Source organism: Bacillus sp. LR--39 (assembly GCF_053613335.1).
This window is the reverse complement of record NZ_JBSIOT010000001.1, coordinates 1,265,738-1,292,314: the sequence shown is the minus strand read 5'-3', so window position 1 is coordinate 1,292,314 and position 26,577 is coordinate 1,265,738. Positions and strand designations below refer to the sequence as shown.

General features: G+C 46.4%; 24 protein-coding genes. All 24 read left to right on the top strand.

The genetic code is table 11. From position 1 onward, the window contains the following. Positions 1 to 14 precede the first annotated feature (14 nt). The 24 genes from fliQ to rimP all read left to right on the top strand — a co-directional run bounded on the left by fliQ (position 15) and on the right by rimP (position 26,554). Positions 15 to 284: a flagellar biosynthesis protein FliQ gene (gene fliQ, locus ACWHAR_RS06125; RefSeq protein ID WP_003154234.1), complete on the top strand. Its 270-nt coding sequence runs from the start codon at positions 15 to 17 to the stop codon at positions 282 to 284. Positions 285 to 290: 6 nt separating this feature from the next. Further along, positions 291 to 1,070, top strand: a complete 780-nt coding sequence (gene fliR, locus ACWHAR_RS06120) for a flagellar biosynthetic protein FliR (protein WP_032874901.1) — start codon at positions 291 to 293, stop codon at positions 1,068 to 1,070. Then, positions 1,070 to 2,149, top strand: coding sequence for a flagellar biosynthesis protein FlhB (gene flhB, locus ACWHAR_RS06115; protein WP_007409787.1), 1,080 nt, complete (start codon positions 1,070 to 1,072; stop codon positions 2,147 to 2,149). Before fliR ends, flhB begins: the two co-directional genes overlap by 1 nt. 33 nt (positions 2,150 to 2,182) lie before the next feature. Then, positions 2,183 to 4,216: a flagellar biosynthesis protein FlhA gene (gene flhA, locus ACWHAR_RS06110; RefSeq protein ID WP_032874903.1), complete on the top strand. Its 2,034-nt coding sequence runs from the start codon at positions 2,183 to 2,185 to the stop codon at positions 4,214 to 4,216. After that, the gene (flhF, locus tag ACWHAR_RS06105) at positions 4,216 to 5,307 is read left to right on the top strand and encodes a flagellar biosynthesis protein FlhF (protein WP_032874912.1); all 1,092 of its coding nucleotides are present in this window, start codon (positions 4,216 to 4,218) and stop codon (positions 5,305 to 5,307) included. Before flhA ends, flhF begins: the two co-directional genes overlap by 1 nt. Continuing rightward, positions 5,304 to 6,197 (top strand): MinD/ParA family protein, encoded by an 894-nt coding sequence (locus ACWHAR_RS06100; RefSeq protein ID WP_032874914.1) that lies wholly within the window; start codon positions 5,304 to 5,306, stop codon positions 6,195 to 6,197. Before flhF ends, ACWHAR_RS06100 begins: the two co-directional genes overlap by 4 nt. Next, entirely contained in the window at positions 6,194 to 7,261 is a 1,068-nt protein-coding gene (locus ACWHAR_RS06095; protein ID WP_032874916.1) for a protein-glutamate methylesterase/protein-glutamine glutaminase, read from the top strand. The genes ACWHAR_RS06100 and ACWHAR_RS06095 overlap by 4 nt, the downstream gene beginning before the upstream one ends. Positions 7,262 to 7,266: 5 nt before the next feature. After that, positions 7,267 to 9,285, top strand: a complete 2,019-nt coding sequence (gene cheA, locus ACWHAR_RS06090; protein WP_032874918.1) for a chemotaxis protein CheA — start codon at positions 7,267 to 7,269, stop codon at positions 9,283 to 9,285. Between the two features lie 22 nt (positions 9,286 to 9,307). Then, on the top strand, positions 9,308 to 9,781 hold the full coding sequence (gene cheW / locus ACWHAR_RS06085; protein WP_032874920.1) for a chemotaxis protein CheW: 474 nt from the start codon (positions 9,308 to 9,310) through the stop codon (positions 9,779 to 9,781). A gap of 15 nt (positions 9,782 to 9,796) precedes the next feature. Continuing rightward, positions 9,797 to 10,426 (top strand): CheY-P phosphatase CheC, encoded by a 630-nt coding sequence (cheC, locus tag ACWHAR_RS06080; RefSeq protein ID WP_003154222.1) that lies wholly within the window; start codon positions 9,797 to 9,799, stop codon positions 10,424 to 10,426. Beyond that, positions 10,423 to 10,923, top strand: coding sequence for a chemoreceptor glutamine deamidase CheD (gene cheD, locus ACWHAR_RS06075; RefSeq protein ID WP_003154219.1), 501 nt, complete (start codon positions 10,423 to 10,425; stop codon positions 10,921 to 10,923). Before cheC ends, cheD begins: the two co-directional genes overlap by 4 nt. Positions 10,924 to 10,949: 26 nt before the next feature. Continuing rightward, positions 10,950 to 11,714: an RNA polymerase sigma-28 factor SigD gene (sigD, locus tag ACWHAR_RS06070; protein WP_003154217.1), complete on the top strand. Its 765-nt coding sequence runs from the start codon at positions 10,950 to 10,952 to the stop codon at positions 11,712 to 11,714. A 27-nt stretch (positions 11,715 to 11,741) separates the two neighbouring features. Beyond that, entirely contained in the window at positions 11,742 to 12,209 is a 468-nt protein-coding gene (locus ACWHAR_RS06065; RefSeq protein ID WP_007611451.1) for a DUF6115 domain-containing protein, read from the top strand. Positions 12,210 to 12,352: 143 nt separating this feature from the next. Continuing rightward, positions 12,353 to 13,093 carry a 30S ribosomal protein S2 gene (gene rpsB, locus ACWHAR_RS06060; RefSeq protein WP_007611453.1) on the top strand — a complete coding sequence of 247 codons (741 nt, stop codon included), beginning with the start codon at positions 12,353 to 12,355 and terminating at the stop codon, positions 13,091 to 13,093. A gap of 99 nt (positions 13,094 to 13,192) precedes the next feature. Then, positions 13,193 to 14,074 (top strand): translation elongation factor Ts, encoded by an 882-nt coding sequence (tsf, locus tag ACWHAR_RS06055; RefSeq protein WP_007611455.1) that lies wholly within the window; start codon positions 13,193 to 13,195, stop codon positions 14,072 to 14,074. A 145-nt stretch (positions 14,075 to 14,219) separates the two neighbouring features. Next, positions 14,220 to 14,942, top strand: coding sequence for a UMP kinase (gene pyrH / locus ACWHAR_RS06050; RefSeq protein ID WP_003154213.1), 723 nt, complete (start codon positions 14,220 to 14,222; stop codon positions 14,940 to 14,942). A gap of 2 nt (positions 14,943 to 14,944) precedes the next feature. Continuing rightward, entirely contained in the window at positions 14,945 to 15,502 is a 558-nt protein-coding gene (gene frr, locus ACWHAR_RS06045; protein WP_003154212.1) for a ribosome recycling factor, read from the top strand. A 125-nt stretch (positions 15,503 to 15,627) separates the two neighbouring features. Next, complete coding sequence (locus ACWHAR_RS06040; protein WP_007409795.1) at positions 15,628 to 16,410, top strand: isoprenyl transferase; 783 nt, start codon at positions 15,628 to 15,630, stop codon at positions 16,408 to 16,410. A gap of 3 nt (positions 16,411 to 16,413) precedes the next feature. Beyond that, on the top strand, positions 16,414 to 17,211 hold the full coding sequence (locus ACWHAR_RS06035; protein ID WP_007409796.1) for a phosphatidate cytidylyltransferase: 798 nt from the start codon (positions 16,414 to 16,416) through the stop codon (positions 17,209 to 17,211). Between the two features lie 55 nt (positions 17,212 to 17,266). After that, a complete protein-coding gene (gene dxr, locus ACWHAR_RS06030) occupies positions 17,267 to 18,418 on the top strand; it encodes a 1-deoxy-D-xylulose-5-phosphate reductoisomerase (protein WP_032874922.1) in 1,152 nt (383 codons plus the stop codon). 6 nt (positions 18,419 to 18,424) lie between these two features. Continuing rightward, positions 18,425 to 19,693 (top strand): RIP metalloprotease RseP, encoded by a 1,269-nt coding sequence (rseP, locus tag ACWHAR_RS06025; protein WP_007611459.1) that lies wholly within the window; start codon positions 18,425 to 18,427, stop codon positions 19,691 to 19,693. A 31-nt stretch (positions 19,694 to 19,724) separates the two neighbouring features. Continuing rightward, complete coding sequence (gene proS, locus ACWHAR_RS06020) at positions 19,725 to 21,419, top strand: proline--tRNA ligase (RefSeq protein WP_007611460.1); 1,695 nt, start codon at positions 19,725 to 19,727, stop codon at positions 21,417 to 21,419. A 111-nt stretch (positions 21,420 to 21,530) separates the two neighbouring features. Then, entirely contained in the window at positions 21,531 to 25,844 is a 4,314-nt protein-coding gene (locus ACWHAR_RS06015) for a PolC-type DNA polymerase III (RefSeq protein ID WP_012117566.1), read from the top strand. A gap of 239 nt (positions 25,845 to 26,083) precedes the next feature. Continuing rightward, the gene (gene rimP / locus ACWHAR_RS06010) at positions 26,084 to 26,554 is read left to right on the top strand and encodes a ribosome maturation factor RimP (RefSeq protein ID WP_032874923.1); all 471 of its coding nucleotides are present in this window, start codon (positions 26,084 to 26,086) and stop codon (positions 26,552 to 26,554) included. Positions 26,555 to 26,577: the final 23 nt, after the last annotated feature.

Sequence of the window (26,577 nt, the reverse complement as noted above, 5' to 3'; positions counted from 1 at the left end):
GGTAGGTGCTAATTGTGAGTTCAGAATTTGTAATTTCCATGGCGGAAAAAGCCGTATATGTAACACTAATGATCAGCGGGCCGCTGCTTGCGATCGCGCTGATCGTCGGTTTGCTCGTCAGTATCTTTCAAGCGACAACTCAAATCCAGGAACAGACGCTTGCGTTCATTCCGAAAATCGTGGCGGTGATGCTTGGACTGATCTTTTTCGGTCCTTGGATGCTGTCGACGATTCTTTCGTTCACAACTGATCTGTTCTCTCATCTGAACCGATTTGCAGGGTAGAATCAAATGAATTCCATCATTGATTTATTTCCCGCTTTTTTATTGGTCTTTATCAGAATCTCTGCTTTTTTTGTAACGGTGCCGGTGTTCGGACATCGGAATCTGCCGGCGGTTCACAGAATCGGCTTTGCTTTTTTTCTTTCGGTGATCTGCTTCAGCACGCTGAAACATGCGCCGGAAATAGAAGTAGGGGAACAGTATATGCTGCTTGTCATAAAAGAGGCCGTTGTGGGCTTGAGCCTCGGGCTGATTGCTTTCATGATGATGACAGCCATTCAGATAGCGGGTTCCTTTATTGATTTTCAGATGGGCTTTTCCATCGCCAATGTCATTGATCCGCAATCAGGAACGCAAAGCCCGCTGATCGGACAATTCGTTTATACGCTGGCGCTGTTATTTATGCTCAGCGTAAACGCCCATTATCTTTTATTGGACGGGATTTATTACAGCTTTCAGTATATCCCGCTTGATCAGGCATTTCCGTCGTTTGGAAATGATCACTTTGGACTTTTTATCGCAAAAAGCTTCAATGCCATGTTTATTATCGCTTTTCAAATGTCTGCGCCGGTTGTGGCCAGTCTGTTTTTAGTTGATTTGGCGCTCGGCATTGTGGCGAGAACGGTGCCGCAGCTGAATGTTTTCGTTGTCGGGCTTCCTCTGAAAATAGCCGTGAGCTTTATTATGCTGATCGTTTGTATGTCGGTGATGTTTGTCGTCGTCCGCAACATCTTCAGCCTTACCGTTGAAACCATGCGGAATCTATTGGCATTGGTCGGTGTGACATGATGAGACTCAGACTGAATCTGCAATTCTTTGCCGGTGAAAAAACGGAGAAAGCCACTCCGAAAAAACGGAAGGATACAAGAAAGAAAGGACAGGTCGCGAAAAGTACGGATGTGAATACAGCCGTTTCTTTACTGATTATCTTTCTTTCGCTGATCGCGCTCGGTCCTTATATGCGGGACAGGCTGCTGTCCTTTATTAAAACGTTTTATACGAAATCGATATCATTACATCTGTCAGCATCTGCCGTGCATGAACTGTTCGTGGATACGGTGAAAGATATCAGCCTCATCCTCGCGCCGATTATGCTGGTCGCGCTTGTGGCAGGTGTCGTGAGCAATTACATGCAGGTGGGTTTTCTGTTTTCTGCGGAAGTGCTCAAGCCTGACTTGAATAAGCTCAGCCCGCTGAAAGGATTTAAGCGGATTTACAGCATGAGGGCGATTGTTGAACTGGTCAAATCCATTTTGAAGATTACCGTGGTCGGTTTTGCCGCCTTTATGGTGCTCTGGCTTCATTATGGCGATATTCTCCGCCTTCCGCTTTTAACGCCTGCGGAAGTGCTCACTTTCGTTTCCAAGCTCACGCTTTGGATGGGGCTTGCGGGATCAGGGGCTTTAATGCTGCTGGCCGGGCTTGATTATTTATATCAGCGTTTTGACTATGAGAAAAATATCAGAATGTCAAAGCAGGATATAAAAGATGAATACAAAAAATCGGAGGGTGATCCGATTATCAAGTCCAAAATTAAGCAGAAGCAGCGGGAAATGGCGATGAGGCGGATGATGCAGGAAGTGCCGAAAGCGGATGTCATCATTACCAACCCGACCCATTATGCGATAGCTTTAAAATATGATGAAAAGAAAATGGACGCCCCTTACATTGTTGCCAAAGGGGTCGACCATCTCGCATTAAAAATCAGGCAGATCGCCAAAGAACACGATGTCATGACGATTGAAAACAGACCGCTCGCGCGTGCGTTATATGATCAGGTTGACATTGACCAGGCTGTGCCGGAAGAGTTTTTTAAAGTCATTGCGGAAATTTTGGCTTATGTATATAAAACGAAACAAAAAGTATAGTGAATTTCAGATTCAAAAGGAGAGAAAAACAGCATGTCAACAAGAGATTTATCGGTTTTAATAAGTGTTGTCCTCATTGTGGCAATGCTGGTGATTCCATTCCCTCCATGGTTGTTAAGTATTTTGATCATCATTAATATCTCTCTTGCGTTGATCGTGCTTCTCACCACAATGAATATGCAAGAACCGCTGCAATTCTCGATATTCCCGTCATTGCTGCTGTTATTGACGCTGTTTCGGCTTTCGCTCAATGTGTCGACGACACGTTCGATTCTTTCTCACGGAGAAGGGGGAAAGGTTGTTGAGACATTCGGGAATTTCGTTGTCGGCGGAAATGTGCTGGTAGGGCTTGTTGTCTTCATTATCTTGATTATTATTCAGTTTATCGTCATTACAAAAGGCGCCGAGCGGGTATCGGAAGTGGCGGCGAGATTTACGCTCGATGCGATGCCCGGAAAGCAAATGAGTATTGACGCGGATTTAAATGCCGGCATGATTACGGAGCAGGATGCAAAGCACAGACGTGAAAAAGTCGGCCGGGAAGCGGATTTTTACGGCGCCATGGACGGTGCGAGCAAATTCGTCAAAGGGGATGCCATCGCGGGTATCATCATCGTGATGATCAATATTATTTTCGGAATCGTAATCGGCATGCTGCAGCAGGGGATGAGCATACAAGAAGCCGCTTCTCACTTTACAATGCTGACGGTCGGTGACGGTATCGTTTCTCAAATGCCGGCCTTGCTCATTTCAACGGCTACAGGGATTGTCGTGACGAGAGCGGCATCTGAAGGAAACCTCGGTCATGATATTACAGGCCAGCTGTTTGCTTATCCGAAGCTCTTATATGTAGCCGCGGGAACTGTACTTTTGCTCGGTCTTCTTACACCGATCGGCATTCTGCTGACGGGGCCGATCGCCGGTCTGCTTGCATTCGGCGCTTATACGCTGTCCAAAACGGATAAGCCGAGCGAAGAAGAGGAAGAAATTCTTGAAGAAGAGGCTCAGGCGGATGAACTGAAAAGCCCGGAAAGCGTTGTGCAGCTTTTACATATTGATCCGATTGAATTTGAGTTCGGATACGGACTCGTGCCGCTTGCAGACGCGGGGCAGGGCGGTGATCTTCTTGACCGCATCGTCATGATCAGACGTCAGCTTGCGCTTGAATTGGGACTTGTTATTCCGGTTGTGCGCATCAGGGATAACATCGCGCTCCAGCCGAATGAATACAGATTGAAAATTAAAGGCAATGAAGTCGCTAAAGGAGAGCTCCTGCTGGATCATTACTTAGCGATGTCACCGACGCCTGAAGATGACGTCATTGAAGGAATTGAAACGATTGAACCGTCGTTCGGACTTCCCGCAAAATGGATCAGCGAAGCTGCAAAAGATGAAGCGGACATGCTGGGGTATACAGTTGTTGATCCGGCGTCAGTCGTATCTACGCATATTACAGAAAAAATTAAGCAGCATGCCCATGAACTGGTCGGCAGACAGGAAACAAAGCAGCTGATCGATCATCTGAAGGAAAATTATCCTGTGCTTGTTGAGGAAGTCACGCCAAACCCTCTTTCTGTCGGCGATATTCAAAAGGTGCTTGCCAAATTGCTGAGAGAAAAAGTTTCAATCAGAAACTTGGTGACCATTTTTGAAACTCTTGCCGATTACGGGAGATTAACGACAGATTCAGATCTTTTGACAGAATACGCGAGACAGTCGCTTGCCAAACAAATCACGGCACAATATGCGAGAGAGCATGAAACGCTGAAGGTCATCACATGCTCAGGCCGGGTGGAAAAAGCGATTGCAGACGGGGTTCAGCAGACTGAACAGGGCAATTACCTGTCACTCGACCCTGAGGTTTCAGACAGCATCATCCGTTCTGTCGCTAAAGAAGCCGAGCAGCTTTCCATCCGTCAGGAGTCGGCGATTCTTCTTTGCTCGCCTGCTGTCAGAATGTATGTAAAACAGCTGTTAGAACGGTATTTCCCTGATCTTCCGGTTCTTTCTTATAATGAGCTGGAAGCAAATGTTGAAGTACAGAGCATTGGAGTGGTGGATATTTAATGAAAATAAAGAAATTTACAGCCGCTTCAATGCAGGATGCCGCGAAGCAAATCAAAAAGGAACTCGGCAATGATGCCGTTATTTTACATTCCAAACAAGTAAAGAAACGAAAATGGCTGGGGCTGCGGTCGCAGCAGGCCGTCGAAGTGATAGCGGTTTTAGATCGTGACGTCAGGGAAGCGAGAAAAACGCCGCCGGCTGCCGCTGAAGAAATGAAAAAGACGGAAACAGCGGAGAAAGCTGAGCCTGTTCAGCCGCCGCGTCTTCCGGATCAAAGCATTTCCGGCGAACTGGCGCATTTTAAAGAAGTGCTCCCTGAACCATTAAAAAAAGCCGAGAGACTATTGAAGCAAGCCGGGCTTCCTGATCATACGCAAAACGCCGTACTCAGTGAATTGCTCCGTTCTTCAATTGTTTCCGGAGATTTAACTGAAGATAATGTCAGCTCAAAACTGCAGGATTTGTTAGTGAAAAAACTCCCTTCGGCAGACAGGTGGCAGGAAGGGATTCAATCAAAATACGTCGTGCTTTTCGGTTCAACCGGGGCCGGCAAAACGACTACACTTGCGAAACTCGCGGCCTCATCAATGCTGACAGAGCATAAAAAAATTGCCTTTATGACGACGGATACTTACCGGATTGCCGCGGTCGAGCAGCTGAAGACATATGCGGAGCTGCTTCAGGCTCCTCTTGAAGTATGCTATTCAAAGGAAGAATGTCTGAAGGCACTGGAAAAATTCGCTGAATATGACCATGTTTTCATTGATACAGCCGGTAGAAACTTTAAAGAAGAGCAGTATATTACGGAATTACAAGAGATGATTCCGTTTGAATCAGGCTTACAATCCTTTCTCGTATTATCGGCATCTGCAAAATATGAAGATATGAAACAGGTGCTGAAACAGTTTTCAGGTGTGCCGGTCAATCAATTCATTTTCACGAAAACGGATGAAACCGCCTCACTCGGCTCCGTGTTTCAAGTGCTGTCGGAATCAAGAATCGGCGCCGCCTATTTGACAAATGGACAGGATGTGCCTGAAGACATCCTATCGGCTTCACCAAAAGAGTTTGTAAGGATGCTTTTGACATGAAACCCGATCAGGCAGAGTCATTAAGAAAGAAAATGAGAGAGCGGCAAATGATCAAGCCGGAGCTTTATGTGAAAAAAGCGAAGACATTAGCCGTCATCAGCGGTAAAGGCGGCGTCGGAAAATCTAATTTAACATTAAACATGGCAGTTGCCCTGCAGGAAAAAGGAAAAAAAGCACTCATCATTGATCTTGACATCGGAATGGGCAACATTGATGTGCTGATCGGCGCTGCTTCTTCCCGCACCATTATTGATGTGATGGAGAATCGGCACGCGTTGGCTCAATCACTTTCCTCCGGTCCGAAAGGCCTTCGCTACATATCCGGCGGAACGGGGCTTGAGGCGATCTATCAAGCAGACGGAGAGAAGTGGACGGCTTTTATGAATGGTCTTTCCGCTGTATTAAGCGATTTTGATTACGTTCTGTTTGATATGGGAGCGGGACTTTCAAAAGAACAGCTGCCGTTTATTTTATCGGCGGAAGACATTCTCGCCGTGACAACGCCTGAGCCGACGGCCATTATGGATGCCTACAGCGCGATCAAACATCTTTTGCTCGCGGATGAACGGCTGACCGTAAACATTGCCGTCAATCGCGCCCGCGCCCAAAAACAGGCGCTGGACACGTACAACCGCCTTTCTCATGCGATTCACACGTTTTTAGGCGCAGGGGTGCGTTTCGCCGGCTCCATACCCGATGACCCGCTAGTAAGTCAAGCCGTCATTGACCAGGTGCCTTTTTTAATAAAAAGTCCTCAAGCAAAAGCCAGCAGGTCCGTCCGTCTTCTGACGGATGTCTTGTTTCAAACGGAAGAAAACAAACCAAGAGAAGAGAAACCGGCATTTATTGAGAGATTATCTTCTTTTTTATTGAGGAGGACTTTACAGTGATTCGTGTGCTTGTCGTTGATGACTCAGCTTTTATGAGAAAAATGATTACCGATTTTCTGGCTGCGGAAGTGCAGATAGAAGTCATCGGGACAGCCAGAAACGGGGAAGAGGCGCTGAAGAAAATAGAGCTTCTTAAACCGGATGTTGTCACGCTTGATATTGAAATGCCGGTCATGAACGGAACGGATACATTGCGGAAGATCATCAGCATATATAAACTTCCCGTAATCATGGTATCGAGCCAGACACAGCAAGGGAAGGACCGAACGATCAACTGTCTGGAAATGGGCGCTTTTGATTTTATCACCAAGCCTTCCGGAGCGATTTCACTTGATCTTTATAAAATTAAAGAGCAACTGATTGAGAGGGTGATTGCAGCCGGGCTGTCCCGCGCACAAAAACCTGAGGCGGCAGTGAAAGAGTCTTCTATCCCGGAACGTCCGGCTTTGGCGGGATTTGAAAGACCGAAAGCAAAATCCGCCAAGCAGGCCGTATTCATCGCGACCTCTACAGGCGGACCGCGGGCTCTGCAAAAGGTGATTCCGAAACTGCCGAAGGATTTAAAGGCGCCTGTATTTGTCGTTCAGCACATGCCTGAAGGCTTCACCGCTTCACTTGCAGACAGACTCAACCATTTGTCAGATATTCAGGTCAAAGAAGCGGAAAACGGTGAAGAAGCGAAAGACGGATGGGTGTACATCGCGCCCGGCGGAAAAAATATGACGGTTGCAGAGGAAGGCGGAAGGCTCCGTATCATTCTTGACGTTCATGATACGGAAAGCCGGCATAAACCGTCAGCCGATTATTTGTTTCGGTCGGCAAGCCGCTTATCCGATTACGAAAAGGTAGCCGTCATTATGACAGGCATGGGCAGCGACGGAACCGAGGGCTTAAAAGAAATGCTCAGAACAGGCGGCGTTAAAACGATTGCGGAATCGGACGAATCCTGTGTTGTGTTCGGAATGCCGAAGTCAGCGATAAAGGCGGGCCTCATTCATGAGATTAAACATGTGGAAGATATCGCGGCATCCATCACCGGATGTGTGAAAAAAGAGAGGGTGTGAATCAATTGGATATGAATCAATATTTAGATGTCTTTATTGATGAAAGTAAAGAGCACTTACAGACATGTAACGAAAAGCTGCTGCTGTTGGAAAAAGATCCGGCAGACCTTCAGCTTGTGCATGACATCTTCAGAGCTGCCCATACGCTGAAAGGCATGAGCGCAACGATGGGATATACAGATCTGGCGCATTTAACCCACCTGATGGAAAATGTGCTGGACGCTATCCGCAATGGAGAAATGCCAGTTACATCGGATTGGCTGGACGTGCTGTTTGAAGCGCTTGATCATCTTGAAGAGATGGTGCAGTCCATTATTGACGGTGGAGACGGCAAACGTGATATTTCTGAAGTGAGTGCGAAGCTCGACGTAAATGCGGTGCATGAGACTGCGGCTTCAGCCGAAACAGCAGAACCGCCGGCTTCAAAACAACAGGCTTCAACTGAATGGAATTATGATGAGTTCGAACGGACTGTTATTGAAGAGGCGGAAGAGCAAGGATTCAGCCGCTATGAAATAACGGTTTCCCTGAATGAAAGCTGCATGCTCAAAGCCGTGCGCGTGTACATGATATTTGAAAAGCTGAATGAAGCCGGGGAAGTCGCAAAAACGATACCCGCCGCGGAAGTGCTTGAGACGGAAGATTTCGGAACGGATTTTCAGGTGTGTTTCTTGACAAAGCAGCCTGCTGAAGAAATTAAAGAACTCATCAGCGGCATTTCAGAAGTGGAGAATGTCGAAATTTCTGCCGGGGCGCCGTTAAAAACGGCCGAAAAACCGCAAGCGGCTGAACCGTTGAAGGAAGCTCCGGTTAAAAAGGCTGAGAAACAGCCTAAGCCGCAAGCGAAAACGGAAGAACAGCCGAAGCATCACAGCGGCTCGAAAACGATTCGCGTCAACATTGAAAGACTGGATTCTTCAATGAACCTTTTTGAAGAACTTGTCATCGACCGCGGACGTCTTGAGCAGATCGCCAAGGAGCTTGACCACAATGAGCTGACTGAAACCGTTGAACGCCTGACCAGAATCTCGGGCGACCTTCAGTCTATTATTCTTAATATGAGGATGGTGCCGGTAGAAACTGTCTTTAACCGTTTCCCGAGAATGATCCGCCAGCTTCAAAAGGAATTAAACAAGAAGATCGAATTGTCCATCATCGGAGCTGAAACGGAGCTGGACCGTACGGTGATTGATGAAATCGGCGATCCGCTTGTCCATTTAATCAGAAACAGCATCGATCACGGCATTGAATCGCCTGAAGTGCGGGTGAATAAAGGAAAACCGGAATCTGGCCATGTCGTGCTTAAGGCATATCACAGCGGCAACCACGTCTTTATCGAGGTTGAAGATGACGGGGCCGGCCTGAACAGAAAGAAAATTCTTGAAAAAGCGCTCGAGCGGAGTGTAATCACCGAACGCGATGCTGAAACGCTTGAAGATAATGAGATTTACGAGCTTATTTTTGCTCCGGGCTTCTCGACTGCCGATCAAATTTCTGACATTTCAGGGCGGGGCGTCGGCCTGGATGTCGTAAAAAATAAACTCGAATCACTCGGCGGCTCTGTCAGTGTCAAATCCGCGGAAGGCCAAGGTTCTCTTTTCAGTATCCAGCTTCCGCTGACACTTTCAATTATATCCGTTCTTCTCATTAAACTGGAAGAAGAGACGTTTGCGATACCGATTTCTTCTATTATAGAGACGGCTGTTATTGATAAGAAAGATATCCTGCAGACGCATGACAGAGAAGTGATTGATTTCAGAGGCCAAATCGTTCCGATCGTCTATCTGAAAAAAGAATTCGGCATTACGGATTCAAAACAGGATGCCGATCAGTTCCATGTAATCGTTGTGAAAAAGGGCGATAAATCCACTGCTTTTGTCGTGGACTCTTTTATCGGACAGCAGGAAGTCGTACTGAAATCACTCGGCGACTATTTAACGAACGTTTTTGCGATTTCCGGCGCTACGATTCTCGGAAACGGAGAAGTGGCGCTGATTATTGATTGCAATGCGCTGATCTACTAAAACGACACGAGGAGGTGCCCGCATGACTGCTGAAATCAAAACAGGTGAAAAAATGATTGTGTTTATGATAAACGGGAAAGAATACGCTATCTCAGTTTCCCAGGTGAAATCAATTGAAAAGTGGCAAAAACCGACGAGGATCCCGGGTGTGGAATCTTATATCCGCGGCGTTATCAATCTGCGCGGAGTGATTACCCCGGTTCTTGATTTAAGAAAACGTCTGAATCAGCCTGAACAGGACATCACAGAAGAGACTCGGATTATCATCATTTCTTACCGTGACGCTGATGTCGGATGGGTCGTGGATGAGGCCAATGACGTCATCACCGTGCATGAAAATGAAATCGAATCAGCGCCTGAAAGCCAGACAAAGGAAACGGATGTGTGGATTAAACAGATCGTCAAGCAAGATAACAGGCTCCTCAATATTATCGATGCGCATGCGGTGCTGGATAAAGGTGCTTCGGCATCTGCGTCCGGAGAGCCTAATGCTTAAAGGGGAAAAGACAACATGAGTAAGTTTGAAGCGATCAAAGAAGAGCAGATGGATATTTTGCGGGAAGTCGGAAATATCGGGGCGGGTCACTCGGCTTCTGCAATGGCTCAGCTGCTGAACAGAAAGATAGACATGGAAGTGCCGTTTGCGACTTTATTGACATTTGATGAGCTCGCTGATTTTTTCGGCGGGGCTGAAACGCCGGTCGCCAGTATCTTTTTAAGAATGGAAGGCGACATGACCGGCTCTATCTTTCTCATCATGCCTTTCCATCAGGCGGAACAGTTTATCAGAGAGCTGATCGGGAATCCGGATTTTGATATTGACCAGTTGGGCGAAGATCATTTGAGTTCTTCTGCTTTACATGAGTTCGGCAATATTTTAGCAGGTTCCTATTTAACGGCATTGGCTGATTTGACGAAGCTTGAGATTTACCCGAGCGTGCCGGAAATCTCACTTGATATGTTCGGCGCGGTTATCAGTGAAGGGCTGATGGAGCTCAGCCAAGTCGGAGAGCATGCCATTGTCGTGGATACTTCTATTTTTGACCAGGGCAGCCGGCAGGAGCTCAAAGCTCACATGTTTATGCTCCCGGACTATGATTCTTTTGAAAAGCTCTTCGTCTCATTGGGTGCGGCTTTATGAGCCGTGCGGAAGCCGCAGTCGTTAAAGTGGGGATTGCGGATGTTCAAGTCGCGCGTTACCCGGATAAAATCCGGACCTCGGGACTCGGTTCATGCGTGGGGCTGGTTTTATACGATAAAGACAAACAAACGGCAGGACTCGTTCACGTCATGCTGCCGGACTCCGGTTTATCAAAAACAGCGGAGCTCAACCGTGCAAAATACGCGGACACCGCCGTTAAGATGACGATTGATATGCTTTTGAAAGCCGGCTGCCGCAAGTTTGCCCTGAAGGCAAAACTCGCCGGGGGAGCGGAGATGTTTAAGTTTAAAATGACGAACGACCTGATGAAAATCGGTCCGAGGAATGTAGCGGCCATCAAAGAGCAGCTTTCATTGTATAACATTCCGGTCATCAGTGAAGATACGGGCGGCTCAAGCGGCCGGACGATTGAATTTGAGCCAAAGTCCTGCATGCTGCACATTCGAACTGTTAAACAAGGTGAAACAACGATTTAATAAAGGTATGAGGTAGGGGGATAACAATGCAATCCTTGAATTATGAAGATCAGGTGCTTTGGTCGCGCTGGAAAGAGTGGAAAGATCCTAAAGCCGGTGATGATTTAATGCGCCGTTACATGCCGCTGGTCACATATCATGTCGGCAGAATTTCCGTCGGACTGCCGAAATCGGTGCATAAAGACGATCTAATGAGCCTTGGTATGCTTGGTTTATATGATGCCCTGGAAAAATTTGACCCCGGCCGGGATTTAAAATTTGATACCTATGCCTCGTTTAGAATTCGCGGTGCAATCATCGACGGGCTGCGTAAAGAAGATTGGCTGCCCAGAACTTCACGGGAGAAGACAAAAAAAGTCGAAGCTGCAATCGAAAAACTTGAACAGCGCTACCTTCGGAATGTGACGCCTTCAGAGATCGCAGAAGAGCTGGGGATGACGGAGCAGGACGTAGTATCAACGATGAATGAAGGGTTTTTTGCCAATCTCTTATCCATTGATGAAAAGCTTCACGACCAGGATGACGGTGAGAATATTCAAGTGATGATCAGAGATGACAAAAATGTGCCGCCGGAAGAAAAAATCATGAAGGACGAGCTGATCGCTCAGCTTGCGGGCAAAATTCACGAGCTCTCTGAAAAAGAGCAGCTTGTCGTCAGTTTATTCTATAAAGAAGAACTGACTTTGACCGAAATCGGACAAGTCCTGAACCTTTCGACGTCGCGGATTTCACAGATTCATTCAAAGGCGCTGTTTAAATTAAAGCACCTGCTTGAAAAAGTAATTCAATAATGAACTCATGGTTAGCGAGTGAAAAACATGTCAACACTATTATGGCTTTTAAGCTTTGTGCTTCACGGCGTACTGCTTTATGCCGTCATTATTCTGTACACGAGGTTTTCAGCCCTCAAGGAGACGGAGCGCCAGCAGAAGAAGATTCTTGAAGAGACGGAAAACACCCTTGCAGCGTTTCTGCTTGAGCTGAAAGAAGAAAATGAAAGACTCGAAGACGCAAAAAGCCGTCAAGCGCCGGACGCAGAAGACGCCGAACCCCGGCCGGAACCGAAAGAAGAGCCTGATATTCCGGACCACATGGAAAAGCTTATCAGTGCAACGGAACGGGCTGAAAGTGACGAAAACAGGGGCGCGCATTCGTTTGAAGAACGTGTTTCAGAATTATATGAACAAGGGCTCACCCCCGCGGAAATCGCCAAACGGATGCAGAGCGGAAAGACAGAAATCGAGCTGTTTTTAAAATTTCGCGGCAAAGCTGTAAAGGATTCTTGATTGTCGCATAAAGCTGTGTTATATTATGTCTTGGTGTTAAATACACACGCTTAACGATTTATGCAGAGGGTGCTGCAAACGGCAGTTCTGCACAAAAATGACCTAAGCGGAGGAAAAAAACCATTTTATTAGGAGGAAATCACATGTCAGTTATTTCTATGAAACAATTGCTTGAAGCTGGTGTTCACTTCGGCCACCAAACACGCCGCTGGAACCCAAAAATGAAGCGTTACATTTTCACGGAGCGTAACGGAATCTACATCATTGACCTTCAAAAAACAGTGAAAAAAGTAGAGGAAGCTTACAACTTCACGAAAAACCTTGCTGCTGAAGGCGGAAAAATCCTTTTCGTCGGCACAAAAAAACAAGCTCAGGATTCTGTTAAAGAAGAAGCTGTACGCTCTGGCATGTACTATGTCAACCAACGCTGGTTGGGCGGTACACTGACAAACTTCGAAACAATCCAAAAACGCATTAAGCGTCTGAAAGACATCGAGAAAATGCAAGAAAACGGTACATTTGAAGTACTTCCGAAAAAAGAAGTTGTTCAATTGAAAAAAGAATTAGAGCGTCTTGAAAAATTCCTCGGCGGAATTAAAGACATGAAGGATCTTCCTGATGCATTATTCATCATCGATCCTCGCAAAGAGCGCATCGCTGTTGCGGAAGCTCACAAATTGAACATTCCTATCATCGGAATCGTAGATACAAACTGTGATCCTGATGAAATTGATGTCGTAATCCCTGCAAACGATGACGCAATCCGCGCTGTCAAACTTCTTACTTCTAAAATGGCAGATGCTATTCTTGAAGCGAAGCAAGGCGAAGAAGAAGCGGAAGCTGCTGAAGAGACTGCACCTGAAACAGAAACGACAACTGCGTAACCTAATCAAAAGGTGATAAGAGGGACTGCCTTTTATCACCTTTTTTCAAGAAAAATGTATCTATACATATCTTGTTTACACATATAAGGAGGAATTCAAATGGCTATTACTGCACAGCAGGTAAAAGAACTGCGTCAAAAAACAGGCGCTGGTATGATGGACTGTAAAAAAGCATTGACTGAAACTGACGGAGATATGGACAAAGCAATCGACCTTCTGAGAGAAAAAGGAATTGCGAAAGCGGCTAAAAAAGCTGACCGTATCGCTGCTGAAGGTTCTACTCTTATTAAAACTGACGGCAACAAAGGCGTTATCTTAGAAGTAAACTCTGAAACTGATTTCGTTGCGAAAAACGAAGGCTTCAAAGAGCTTCTGAACACGCTTGCTGACCACCTTCTTGCAAACGCTCCTGCTGATCTTGAAGAAGCGATGGGTCAAAAGATGGAAAACGGTTCTACTGTTGAAGAATACATCACAAGCAACGTTGCTAAAATCGGAGAGAAAATCACTCTTCGCCGTTTTGCTGTTATTTCAAAAGAAGACAGCGAAGCGTTCGGTGCTTACCTTCACATGGGAGGCCGCATCGGCGTATTATCCGTTCTTAGCGGAACAACTGACGAAGATCTTGCAAAAGACATCGCGATGCATGTTGCAGCGGTAAACCCTCGTTACATTTCCCGCGACCAAGTGTCTGAAGAAGAAGCAAACCATGAGCGTCAGATTCTGACTCAGCAAGCTCTTCAAGAAGGCAAACCGGAAAACATCGTAGCTAAAATGGTTGAAGGCCGTCTGAATAAATTCTTCGAAGAAATTTGCTTATTAGACCAAGCTTTCGTTAAAAACCCAGACGAAAAAGTGAAACAAGTTGTGGCTGCGAAAAACGCATCTGTTAAAACTTACGTCCGCTACGAAGTTGGAGAAGGTATTGAAAAACGCCAAGAAAACTTTGCTGAAGAAGTTATGAACCAAGTGAAAAAATAATGGCGGAAAGCCTTGGCGAATCTTTCGCGGCTTTTCAGGCAGTATAGGGGACACTACTTGTGTTCCCTATTTTTAAAACTATATTTACAAACCTTTTTTTCTCTTGCATAATAGGAAACGGCAATGTTTACACTTGGAGGTTATTATGGAAAAACCAAAATACAATCGTATCGTTTTAAAGCTTAGCGGAGAAGCATTGGCAGGAGAGCAGGGAAACGGCATTAATCCGACTGTCATCCAATCCATCGCTAAACAAGTAAAAGAAATCGCTGAGCTTGACGTCGAAGTGGCCGTAGTCGTAGGCGGCGGCAACTTATGGCGCGGAAAAACGGGCAGTGACTTAGGAATGGACCGTGCGACGGCCGATTATATGGGCATGCTTGCTACTGTCATGAACTCACTTGCCCTGCAGGACAGCCTGGAAACGCTCGGAATTCAGTCCAGAGTGCAGACATCAATTGAAATGCGTCAGGTCGCTGAGCCTTACATCAGAAGAAAAGCCATCCGCCACCTGGAGAAAAAACGCGTTGTTATTTTTGCCGCGGGAACAGGAAACCCTTATTTCTCTACGGACACAACCGCAGCGCTGCGTGCCGCTGAAATCGAAGCGGACGTGATCTTAATGGCGAAAAATAATGTCGACGGTGTGTATAATGCTGATCCGAGAAAAGATGAGTCAGCCGTTAAATACGAAAAATTATCTTATCTCGATGTGTTAAAAGACGGGCTGGAAGTCATGGATTCTACGGCTTCTTCACTATGTATGGATAATGATATTCCGCTGATCGTCTTTTCTATTATGGAAGAAGGAAATATTAAGCGTGCCGTAATCGGCGAATCAATCGGAACGATCGTAAGGGGGAAATAACGTTGTCAAACGAAGTATTAACACAAACAAAAGAACGCATGGAAAAAGCGGTTGCCGCTTATTCACGCGAATTGGCGTCAGTCCGCGCAGGACGTGCCAACCCATCTCTATTGGATAAAGTGACAGTAGAATACTACGGTGCCCAAACACCTTTAAACCAGCTGTCTTCCATCAATGTGCCTGAAGCGCGTATGCTTGTTGTCACACCGTATGACAAAACGGCAATCGGCGATATTGAAAAAGCGATCCTGAAAGCTGATCTTGGCGTAACGCCGACAAGTGACGGCACAATTATCCGCATCGCGATCCCGGCTCTGACGGAAGAAAGACGTAAAGAACTTGTCAAAGTCGTGAAAAAATACGCGGAAGAAGCGAAAGTAGCAGTCCGTAATGTCCGCCGTGACAGCAACGATGACCTCAAAAAACTTGAGAAAAACGGAGACATTACAGAAGACGAGCTTCGTGCTTCCAGTGAAGACGTTCAAAAGCTGACAGATGAATATGTGTCAAAAATTGACAGTGTCACAAAGGACAAAGAAAAAGAAATCATGGAAGTTTAATGAAAAACTATGTACAATAGATAATGTGAAAAGACCCTCTCATGTTTACAGGGGGTTTTTTTGTTAATACTGTTGATTACATTGATCATCAGCAACGCAACCTTTTTGGGTGACGGAGGAATCTCATGCTCAACATACTCAAAAATTGGAAGAATCAGCAGAATGCGGCTTCCAACTTAGAACGGTATACAAAAGAAGACATACTGAAGGGTGAAATTCCCGCACACATTGCCATTATTATGGACGGAAACGGACGCTGGGCGAAGAAGCGCTCACTCCCTCGGATTGCAGGACATCATGAAGGAATGAAAGTGGTAAAAAGGGTGACAAAGCTCGCAAGTCAGCTCGGCGTTAAAGTTCTGACTCTTTATGCGTTTTCAACGGAGAACTGGAAGCGCCCGAAGATGGAAGTCGACTTTTTGATGAAGCTTCCGGAAGAGTTCCTGAATACGTATCTTCCTGAATTAATAGAGGAAAATGTACAGGTGAAAATTATCGGAGATGAATCCGCGCTCCCTTCTCATACGTACAGGGCGATTGAGAAGGCCGTAAAAGATACAGAACAAAATGACGGGCTGATTCTCAATTTCGCTTTGAACTACGGCGGACGCACGGAAATCGTCAATGCGGCAAAAGCCCTGGCTGAACAGGTGAAAAGCGGCACGCTGAATATCGAAGACATTGATGAAGCGCTCTTTTCCGGGCATTTAATGACAGAATCACTCCAGGACCCGGAGCTGCTCATCAGAACGAGCGGAGAAATCAGATTGAGCAACTTTATGCTTTGGCAGGTGGCTTACAGTGAATTTGTTTTTACAGATGTCCTGTGGCCCGATTTTAAAGAAGATCACTTTCTGCAGGCAGTGGGAGAATTTCAGCAGCGGGGCCGGAGGTTTGGCGGAATTTAGAGGATGGTGGAAATGAAACAAAGATTGTTAACAGGTGTTCTGGCAGCGGCACTATTTTTATTTTTGGTTATTTTCGGAGGATTGCCGTTCACCGTATTTGTTTACGTGATGGGAAGTATAGCGCTTTTTGAGCTTTTGCGGATGAAAAAGCTCAGATTTTTTTCTTTTCCGGGTCTGATCAGCCTCTTGTTGTTATGGCTGTATATGATGCCGGACAAGTATCATTTTTTCGATGCGAAAATGGAAGTAACGATTTTCGCCGTATTGATTCTGCTCAGCTATACGGTGCTCGTGAAAAACACCTTTACGTTTGACGAAGTCGGGTTTATCGTTCTCGCGACGGTATATATCGGACTGTGTTTTCATTATTTTATTGAAATCAGAAACATTGAAACAAACGGGCTTTTGTATATCTTTTATGCCTGCGTTGTCATATGGTCAACGGACTCAGGCGCATATTTCGTCGGAAAGTCGCTCGGGAAGCGGAAGCTGTGGCCCGAAATCAGTCCCAACAAAACAGTCGAAGGGTTTCTCGGCGGTATTGTCATCGCCCTTATTTTCACGGCTGTTTTTCAGCTGTTTGCGCACCTTCCGATTTCATACCCGGTTCTTTTGGTCATCACGCTTGTTCTGTCTGTGTTCGGACAGATCGGGGATTTGGTTGAATCAGCGCTTAAGCGGCACTATGATGTGAAGGATTCGGGAAAAATCCTTCCCGGGCACGGCGGCATTTTAGATCGATTTGACAGCTTTTTGTTTGTCATGCCGTTCTTATACTTTCTGCTTGCGCTTTTTTCATGAGAAAGGCTAATATGAAAATAAGACTGATCTGGACGCATAGAATGGGAGTGGCATTTTGAAGAATATTTGTCTTTTAGGAGCAACAGGATCAATAGGGGAGCAGACGTTAGACGTATTGCGCATGCATCAAGATCAGTTCCGTCTCGTCTCGATGACTTTCGGTAAAAACGCCGAGAAAGCGATCCCGTTGATCAGAACGTTTCAGCCGAAATATGTAGCAGTCGGCGACATGGATACATACCAAAAAGTGAAAGAAGTGTCTTTTTCTCATGACTGTCAAATCGGCATCGGAGAAGAAGGCCTGATTGAAGCGGCAGTCATGGACGAAGTGGATATCGTGGTCAATGCGCTGCTTGGAAGCGTCGGTTTAATCCCGACTTTGAAAGCGATTGAACAGAAAAAAACAATTGCGCTTGCAAATAAGGAAACTCTCGTCACTGCCGGGCATATAGTGAAAGGACACGCAAAACGATACGGTGTTCCTCTTCTTCCGGTCGACAGCGAACATTCCGCTATTTTTCAGGCGCTGCAAGGCGAACAGAGCAAAAATATCGAGCGCCTGATCATTACGGCATCCGGCGGCAGTTTCAGAGATAAAACGCGGCAGGAGCTTGAGTCTGTAACGATTGCCGACGCCCTTAACCACCCGAACTGGTCGATGGGCGCAAAAATTACAATTGATTCGGCTACAATGATGAATAAAGGACTTGAAGTCATTGAGGCGCATTGGCTGTTTGACATTCCGTATGAACAGATTGACGTTGTATTACATAAGGAGAGCATCATTCATTCGATGGTTGAATTTCACGACAGAAGCGTCATCGCCCAGCTCGGAAATCCGGACATGAGGGTGCCGATTCAATATGCGCTGACATATCCGGACCGGCTGCCTCTGCCTGAAACAAAAAGGCTTGAATTATGGGAGATCGGAAGCCTCCATTTTGCGAAAGCTGACTTTGAAAGGTTCCGCTGCTTACAATTTGCCTTTGAATCAGGTAAAATAGGGGGAACAATGCCGACGGTTTTAAATGCGGCCAACGAAGAAGCCGTTGCCGCTTTTCTTGCCGGACGGATTTCATTCTTATCGATTGAGGACCTGATTGAAAAAGCATTGGACCGCCACAGCGTAATTCAGGATCCGAGTCTTGCGGATATCCAAGAAGTGGACAAAGACACCCGGGGATACGTTAATTCAATACTCACATAAGGTGGTATGTTCGTGAATACAGTTATCGCGTTTATTATTATTTTCGGAACGCTCGTTTTTTTCCATGAGCTGGGGCATTTATTGCTCGCCCAAAGAGCGGGAATCCTTTGCCGTGAATTTGCGATCGGCTTCGGCCCTAAAATCTTTTCATTTAAAAAGAATGAAACCGTGTATACGATCAGACTCCTTCCGGTCGGCGGGTTCGTCCGCATGGCCGGTGAAGACCCGGAGATGATCGAGGTCAAACCCGGTTATACTGTCGGGCTTCTTTTTAATAAAGATGACGAAGTGGAAAAAGTCATCATTAATCAAAAGGAAAAATATCCCGACGCTTTAATTATCGAGGTGGAGACGGCTGATCTTGAGCACGAAATGAAGATTACCGGGTACGAGCAGGGGAAAGAAGATGAACTGGCGGGCTTTACTGTCAGTCAGACCTCCTTTTTTATCGTAGACGGAGAAGAAGTGCAGATTGCGCCTTACAATCGACAATTCGGGTCTAAACCCGTATGGAAGCGGATTAAAGCGATTGCTGCCGGTCCGATAATGAACTTCATCTTAGCGTATGTCATTCTCGTCATGCTTGGATTCATTCAAGGCGTGCCTTCGAATCAGCCTGAGCTCGGGAAGCTGACAGACAATGGACGCGCAGCGGCTGCCGGTTTAAAAGAAGGCGACTATATCCAGAGCATTAACGGTGAAAAAATGAGGTCATGGACAGACATCGTGACAGCGGTAAAAGAAAATCCCGGAAAAAAAATCGATGTCGCCGTCAAACGGGACGGCAAATCGTTTCATATCTCGGTTACACCTGAAGCTGTAAAAGATGAAAATAAAAAAACAATCGGCCGCTTCGGCTCTTATGCGCCGACTGAAAAAGGCGCGCTTGCAGCGATCGCCTACGGCGCGACATCTACCGTTGATGTCACAAAAGCGATTCTGACCAATCTGAGCAAACTTGTGACAGGCCAGTTTAAGCTTGATATGCTTTCGGGTCCTGTCGGCATTTATGATATGACGGATCAAGTTGCAAAAACCGGTATTATCAACCTATTCCAGTTTGCGGCGTTTTTAAGCATCAACCTGGGAATTGTCAACCTGCTGCCGATACCGGCGCTTGACGGCGGGCGGCTGCTGTTTTTATTCATTGAAGCAATCCGCGGCAAGCCGATAAACCGTGACAAGGAAGCATTTGTTGTATTTATCGGCGTAGCTTTCTTAATGCTTCTTATGCTGGTTGTCACATGGAACGATATCCAGCGTTTATTCTTATAATTGACTAGTAAAAAATCAGAGGTGCGAAGACATGAGACAAAGTTTGACGCTTATTCCGACCCTGAGAGAAGTGCCGGCTGATGCTGAAGCAAAAAGCCATAAGCTTCTGCTGAGAGCGGGATTTATCAGACAAAATACGAGCGGGGTTTACAGCTACATGCCCCTGGCTTACAGGGTCATTCAAAACATTCAGAAGATCGTGCGTGAAGAAATGGAAAAAATCAACGCGGTGGAAATGCTGATGCCGGCCCTTCAGCAGGCTGAAACATGGCAGGAATCAGGCAGGTGGTATACGTACGGGCCTGAATTAATGCGTCTGAAAGACCGCCACGGCCGTGAATTTGCTTTAGGCGCGACACATGAAGAAGTCATTACTTCTCTCGTGCGCGATGAGGTGAAATCTTATAAGCGTCTGCCGCTCACTCTTTACCAGATCCAGTCTAAATTCAGAGATGAAAAACGCCCGCGTTTCGGGTTATTACGCGGACGCGAATTCATCATGAAAGATGCGTATTCTTTCCATGCTTCTGAAGAAAGTCTGGAGGAAACATACCAAAACATGTACGGCGCATACAGCAGCATTTTCGCACGCTGTGAATTAAATGTCCGTCCCGTTATTGCCGACTCGGGCGCGATGGGCGGAAAAGACACGCATGAATTTATGGCTCTTTCTGAAATAGGGGAAGATACCATCGCTTATTCCGATGGATCCTCTTACGCAGCCAATACGGAAATGGCGGAAGTTGTCATGAACAGCGAGCCGTCAGATGAAACACCCGAGGCATTGGAGAAAATTGATACGCCGAATGTCAAAAGCATTGAAGAGCTCGCTTCGTTCTTGCAGATCGAGCCGAGCGCCTGCATCAAATCAATGCTGTTTAAAGCGGATGACCGATTTGTTCTCGTGTTAGTAAGAGGCGATCATGAGGTCAATGACGTGAAAGTGAAAAACCTTCTGAACGCGGAAGTGGTTGAGCTTGCGTCTCATGAAGAAGTAGCAGAGAAACTTGGCACGGAGCCGGGATTTGCGGGGCCGATCGGCGCTGCCGGCGACATTGAGATTTATGCCGACCAAGCCGTAAAAGTAATGGTAAACGCCGTTAGCGGCGCGAATGAAAAAGACCGTCATTACCGAAACGTAAACATCGAACGTGACGCGTCAGTAAAAGCATATGCCGATCTTCGAATCATTCAGGAAGGCGATCCGTCACCTGACGGAAAAGGCACGATCCGTTTCGCTGAAGGGATTGAGGTCGGACAAGTCTTTAAACTCGGCACGCGTTACTCTGAAGCGATGAATGCGACATACCTTGATGAGAACGGGCGTGCGCAGCCGATGCTGATGGGATGTTACGGAATCGGCGTGTCCAGAACGCTTTCAGCCATCGCTGAACAGCATCACGACGAAAAAGGCTTGATCTGGCCGAAAAGCGTTGCTCCGTATGATCTTCATATTTTGGCGCTGAATATGAAAAACGAAGCGCAAAAAGAGCTTGCTGAACAGCTTTACGGCAAATTCCAGGCGGAAGGTTATGAGGTATTATACGATGACCGCGCTGAACGCGCAGGCGTGAAGTTTGCTGATTCTGATCTGATCGGCCTTCCGATCCGCATCACTGTCGGAAAACGTGCCGATGAAGGCATCGTAGAAGTGAAAATCCGCAAAACCGGTGAATCTGCCGAAGTTTCAGTGGATGAGCTTTCTGAATTTATCAAGACGAAGTAATCACCATAACGAATCATACAAAATCATGTTAAAATAGAGAAAAAAGAAGGTACCTCATCACCTGCGGAGGTACCTTCACTTATGATGTTTTAAGGGAGGGATACTGTCTGAATGGAACAGTTATCAGTAAACAGAAGACAGTTTCAGATTCTTCTGCAGCAGCTTAATATGACAGATGATACCTTCATGACATACTTTGAAGACGGAGAGATTGATAAACTGACAATCCATAAAGCAGAAAAGGCCTGGCATTTCCAATTTCGCTTTAAGGCTCTTCTGCCGTATCAAATATATGATTCATTCATGATGAGGTTAACACAATCGTTTGCTCACATCGCCCGTGTCACATCGTCTGTTCAGGTCATCGACCCTACAGTGACAGAGGAGCTTGTACAGGATTATTGGACACGCTGTATTGAAGAGCTTGAAGGAACCTCGCCGCCGATGGTGGCTCTTTTGAATCAGCAGAAGCCGAAGCTCAAGGGAAACAAACTGATCGTGAAAACAAAAACAGATACAGAAGCATCTGCGCTCAAAAATAAATACAGCGCGCTGATTCAGCACAGCTACCGCCAATTCGGCTTTCCGGAACTGCAGCTGGATACCGAAATTTTCGTATCTGACCAAGAAGTCCAGAAATTCCGCGAGCAAAAGCTTGCTGAAGATCAGGAGCGGGCGATGCAGGCGCTTATCGAGATGGAGAAGAAGGAAAAAGAGGGCGATGAGGATCAGGCACCGTCCGGACCGCTTGTCATCGGCTATCAAATTAAAGAGAACGAAGAAATCCGGACGCTTGACAGCATCATGGATGAAGAAAGAAGAATTACGGTGCAGGGGTTTGTGTTTGATGCTGAAACACGCGAGCTGAAAAGCGGACGCACGCTCTGCATTTTCAAAATCACGGACTATACAAACAGCATTTTAGTAAAAATGTTCGCCAGAGAAAAAGAAGACGCCGCTTTGATGAAAACGCTGAAAAAAGGCATGTGGGTGAAGGCGCGGGGAAGCATTCAAAACGATACATTCGTCAGAGACCTCGTCATGATTGCAAATGACGTGAATGAAATAAAAGCCAAAACCCGTGAAGACACCGCTCCTGAAGGCGAAAAACGGGTTGAGCTTCATCTGCATTCTCCGATGAGCCAAATGGATGCTGTAACGGGCATCGGAAAGCTTGTCGAACAGGCGAAAAAATGGGGACATGAAGCGATTGCCTTAACTGATCATGCCGTTGTGCAGTCTTTCCCGGATGCCTATTCCGCCGCGAAAAAACACGGCATTAAAATGATTTACGGAATGGAAGCCAATATCGTAGATGACGGCGTTCCGATCGCATACAATCCAGCTCACCGTCTACTGGAAGAAGACACATACGTCGTCTTTGACGTTGAAACGACAGGTCTGTCCGCAGTGTATGACACCATCATTGAGCTTGCCGCAGTCAAAATAAGAGGCGGAGAAATCATCGATAAATTCGAAGCGTTCGCCAATCCGCACCATCCGCTGTCAGCAACGACGATAGAGCTTACCGGGATTACGGACGACATGGTCCGCGACGCTCCCGATGTCGTTGACGTCGTACGGGATTTTAAAGAATGGATCGGCGATGACGTGCTTGTGGCTCATAACGCCAGCTTTGATATGGGATTTTTAAATGTGGCGTACAAGCGTCTTTTGAAAACGGAAAAAGCGAAAAATCCGGTCATTGATACGCTGGAACTCGCGCGTTTCCTGTATCCTGAGTTTAAAAATCACCGCTTAAATACGTTATGTAAGAAGTTTGATATCGAATTAACCCAGCATCACCGAGCGGTCTTTGACGCTGAAGCAACGGGCTACCTGCTGTTGAAAATGCTCAAAGATGCCGCTGAAAAAGACATTTTTTATCATGATCAGCTGAATGAGAATATGGGACAATCCAATGCTTATCAGAGATCAAGACCTTATCACGCTACATTGCTTGCCGTGAATGAGACCGGCCTTAAAAATCTGTTTAAGCTCGTGTCCATTTCTCATATTCAATATTTCTACAGAGTGCCGCGCATTCCGAGGTCGCAGCTTAATAAATACAGAGAAGGTCTGTTAATCGGCTCTGCCTGTGACAGGGGTGAGGTCTTTGAAGGCATGATGCAAAAATCTCCTGAAGAGGTTGAAGATATCGCATCCTTCTATGATTATCTTGAAGTGCAGCCGCCGGAAGTATACAGACACCTTCTGCAGCTTGAGCTCGTCCGAGATGAAAAAGCGCTGAAAGAAATCATCGCCAACATTACGAAGCTCGGAGAAAAATTGAATAAGCCGGTCGTGGCTACGGGAAATGTCCACTATTTAAACGATGAGGATAAAATTTACCGGAAGATCTTAATATCTTCCCAAGGCGGCGCCAACCCGTTAAACAGACACGAACTGCCTAAAGTGCACTTCAGAACGACAGATGAAATGCTGGAGGCTTTCTCCTTCCTCGGTGCGGAAAAAGCGAAAGAAATCGTGGTTGACAATACGCAGAAAGTCGCTTCGATGATTGATGAGATCAAACCGATCAAAGACGATCTGTACACGCCGAAAATTGACGGGGCTGATGAAGAAATCCGTGAAATGAGCTATCAGCGCGCCAGAAGCATTTACGGTGAAGAGCTTCCCGAAATTGTGGAAGCGAGAATAGAAAAAGAATTAAAAAGTATCATCGGTCATGGATTCGCCGTTATTTATCTCATCTCTCATAAGCTTGTAAAACGGTCTCTGGATGACGGTTATCTCGTCGGCTCCCGGGGGTCCGTCGGTTCATCGCTTGTGGCGACCTTAACGGAAATCACTGAAGTGAACCCGCTCGCTCCGCACTACGTGTGCCCGAGCTGCCGATATTCCGAATTCTTTAATGACGGATCAGTCGGTTCCGGTTTTGACCTTCCGGATAAAAGCTGCCCGTCTTGCGGCACCCCTTTGAAAAAGGACGGACATGATATCCCGTTTGAAACGTTCTTAGGCTTTAAAGGTGACAAAGTACCCGATATCGACTTGAACTTCTCAGGTGAGTACCAGCCCCATGCCCATAACTACACGAAAGTATTGTTCGGTGAAGATAACGTGTATCGCGCGGGAACGATTGGCACCGTCGCGGAAAAGACGGCTTACGGATATGTGAAAGGCTATGCGGGCGATCACAACCTACACATGCGCGGCGCGGAGATCGACCGTCTGGTGCAAGGCTGCACCGGCGTTAAGAGAACGACCGGCCAGCACCCGGGGGGGATTATCGTTGTCCCGGATTACATGGATATTTACGATTTTTCCCCGATACAATTCCCGGCAGATGCGACGGGGTCTGAATGGAAAACGACTCATTTTGACTTCCACTCCATTCATGACAACCTGCTGAAGCTTGATATATTGGGGCACGATGATCCGACAGTCATCCGGATGCTTCAGGATTTAAGCGGGATTGATCCGAAGACGATTCCGACAGATGATCCGGAAGTTATGAAGATTTTCCAAGGCACAGAATCGCTCGGTGTTACTGAAGAGCAGATCGGCTGTAAAACGGGGACGCTCGGCATTCCTGAATTCGGGACGCGATTTGTGCGGCAGATGCTTGAGGATACGAAGCCGACGACGTTCTCCGAGCTTGTCCAGATTTCCGGGCTTTCTCACGGAACGGACGTATGGCTCGGCAATGCGCAGGAACTGATACACAACAATACGTGTGAACTGAGCGAAGTGATCGGCTGCCGTGATGACATTATGGTTTACTTGATCTATCAGGGCCTTGAGCCTTCACTGGCCTTCAAAATCATGGAATTCGTCCGTAAAGGCAAAGGCCTGACGCCGGAATGGGAAGAAGAAATGAAAAAGAACAATGTGCCGAACTGGTATATTGATTCATGCAAAAAAATCAAATACATGTTCCCGAAAGCCCACGCCGCCGCATACGTGCTGATGGCGGTGCGGATTGCCTATTTTAAAGTGCATCACGCGCTTTTATATTATGCTGCGTATTTTACCGTCCGCGCAGATGACTTTGACATTGATACAATGATTAAAGGCTCGACCGCCATTAGAGCGGTGATGGATGATATCAGCTCTAAAGGGCTTGATGCTTCGCCGAAGGAGAAAAACCTTCTTACCGTGTTAGAGCTTGCGCTTGAAATGTGTGAGCGCGGCTATTCCTTCCAGAAGGTCGATCTATACCGTTCGAGCGCTTCGGAATTTATCATTGACGGCAACAGTCTCATCCCGCCGTTCAACTCAATTCCGGGACTCGGAACCAACGCCGCTCTCAATATTGTGAAAGCGCGGAAAGAAGGGGAGTTCCTTTCAAAAGAGGATCTTCAAAAACGCGGAAAAGTGTCAAAAACCATTTTAGAGTATTTAGACCGTCACGGCTGTCTTGAGTCGCTTCCGGACCAAAATCAGCTGTCTCTGTTTTAAGCTTTGTGCACAGCCTCCGAGCGGAGTTTGATTTGCATTAAATATATGGTTATGGTATAGTTTTATTGGAAATGCTAACGATTACCGAGGCAAAGAGTGGGGAAACCCGCTCTTTTGTATTGAACAGGCAATTTTGCCTCGACATGTCCATCGTTTTCTCAATGCCCCTGCTCTTTAGAAGCAGGGTTTTTATGCAGAGGAACGGCTGATATGATATCGACAGCACAAGGAGGAAAAACATGAGCAAAAAAGTGACTGATACCGTTCAAGTAATGGCTCAGCCCATACTGGATGACCTTCAGCTTGAACTCGTAGACATTGAATTTGTCAAAGAGGGTCAAAACTGGTTCCTTCGCGTGTTTATTGATTCCGAGAACGGTGTTGATATTGAGGAGTGCGCCAAAGTCAGCGAAGCATTAAGCGAAAAGCTGGATGAGGCCGATCCGATCACCCAGAACTACTTTCTTGAAGTATCTTCTCCTGGAGCCGAGCGTCCATTAAAGAAAAAAGCCGACTTCGAAAAATCACTGGGCAAAAATGTGTACATGAAAACGTACGAACCGATTGACGGTTTAAAAGTGTTTGAAGGCAAATTGGCTGAATTCGATGGACAAACTGTTACAATAGAGATGACGGTCAAAACAAGAAAGAAACGGGTCAATATTCCGTATGAAAAAATAGCTAACGCAAGATTAGCTGTAACATTTTAATGAATGAAGTATTAGTGTTTAAG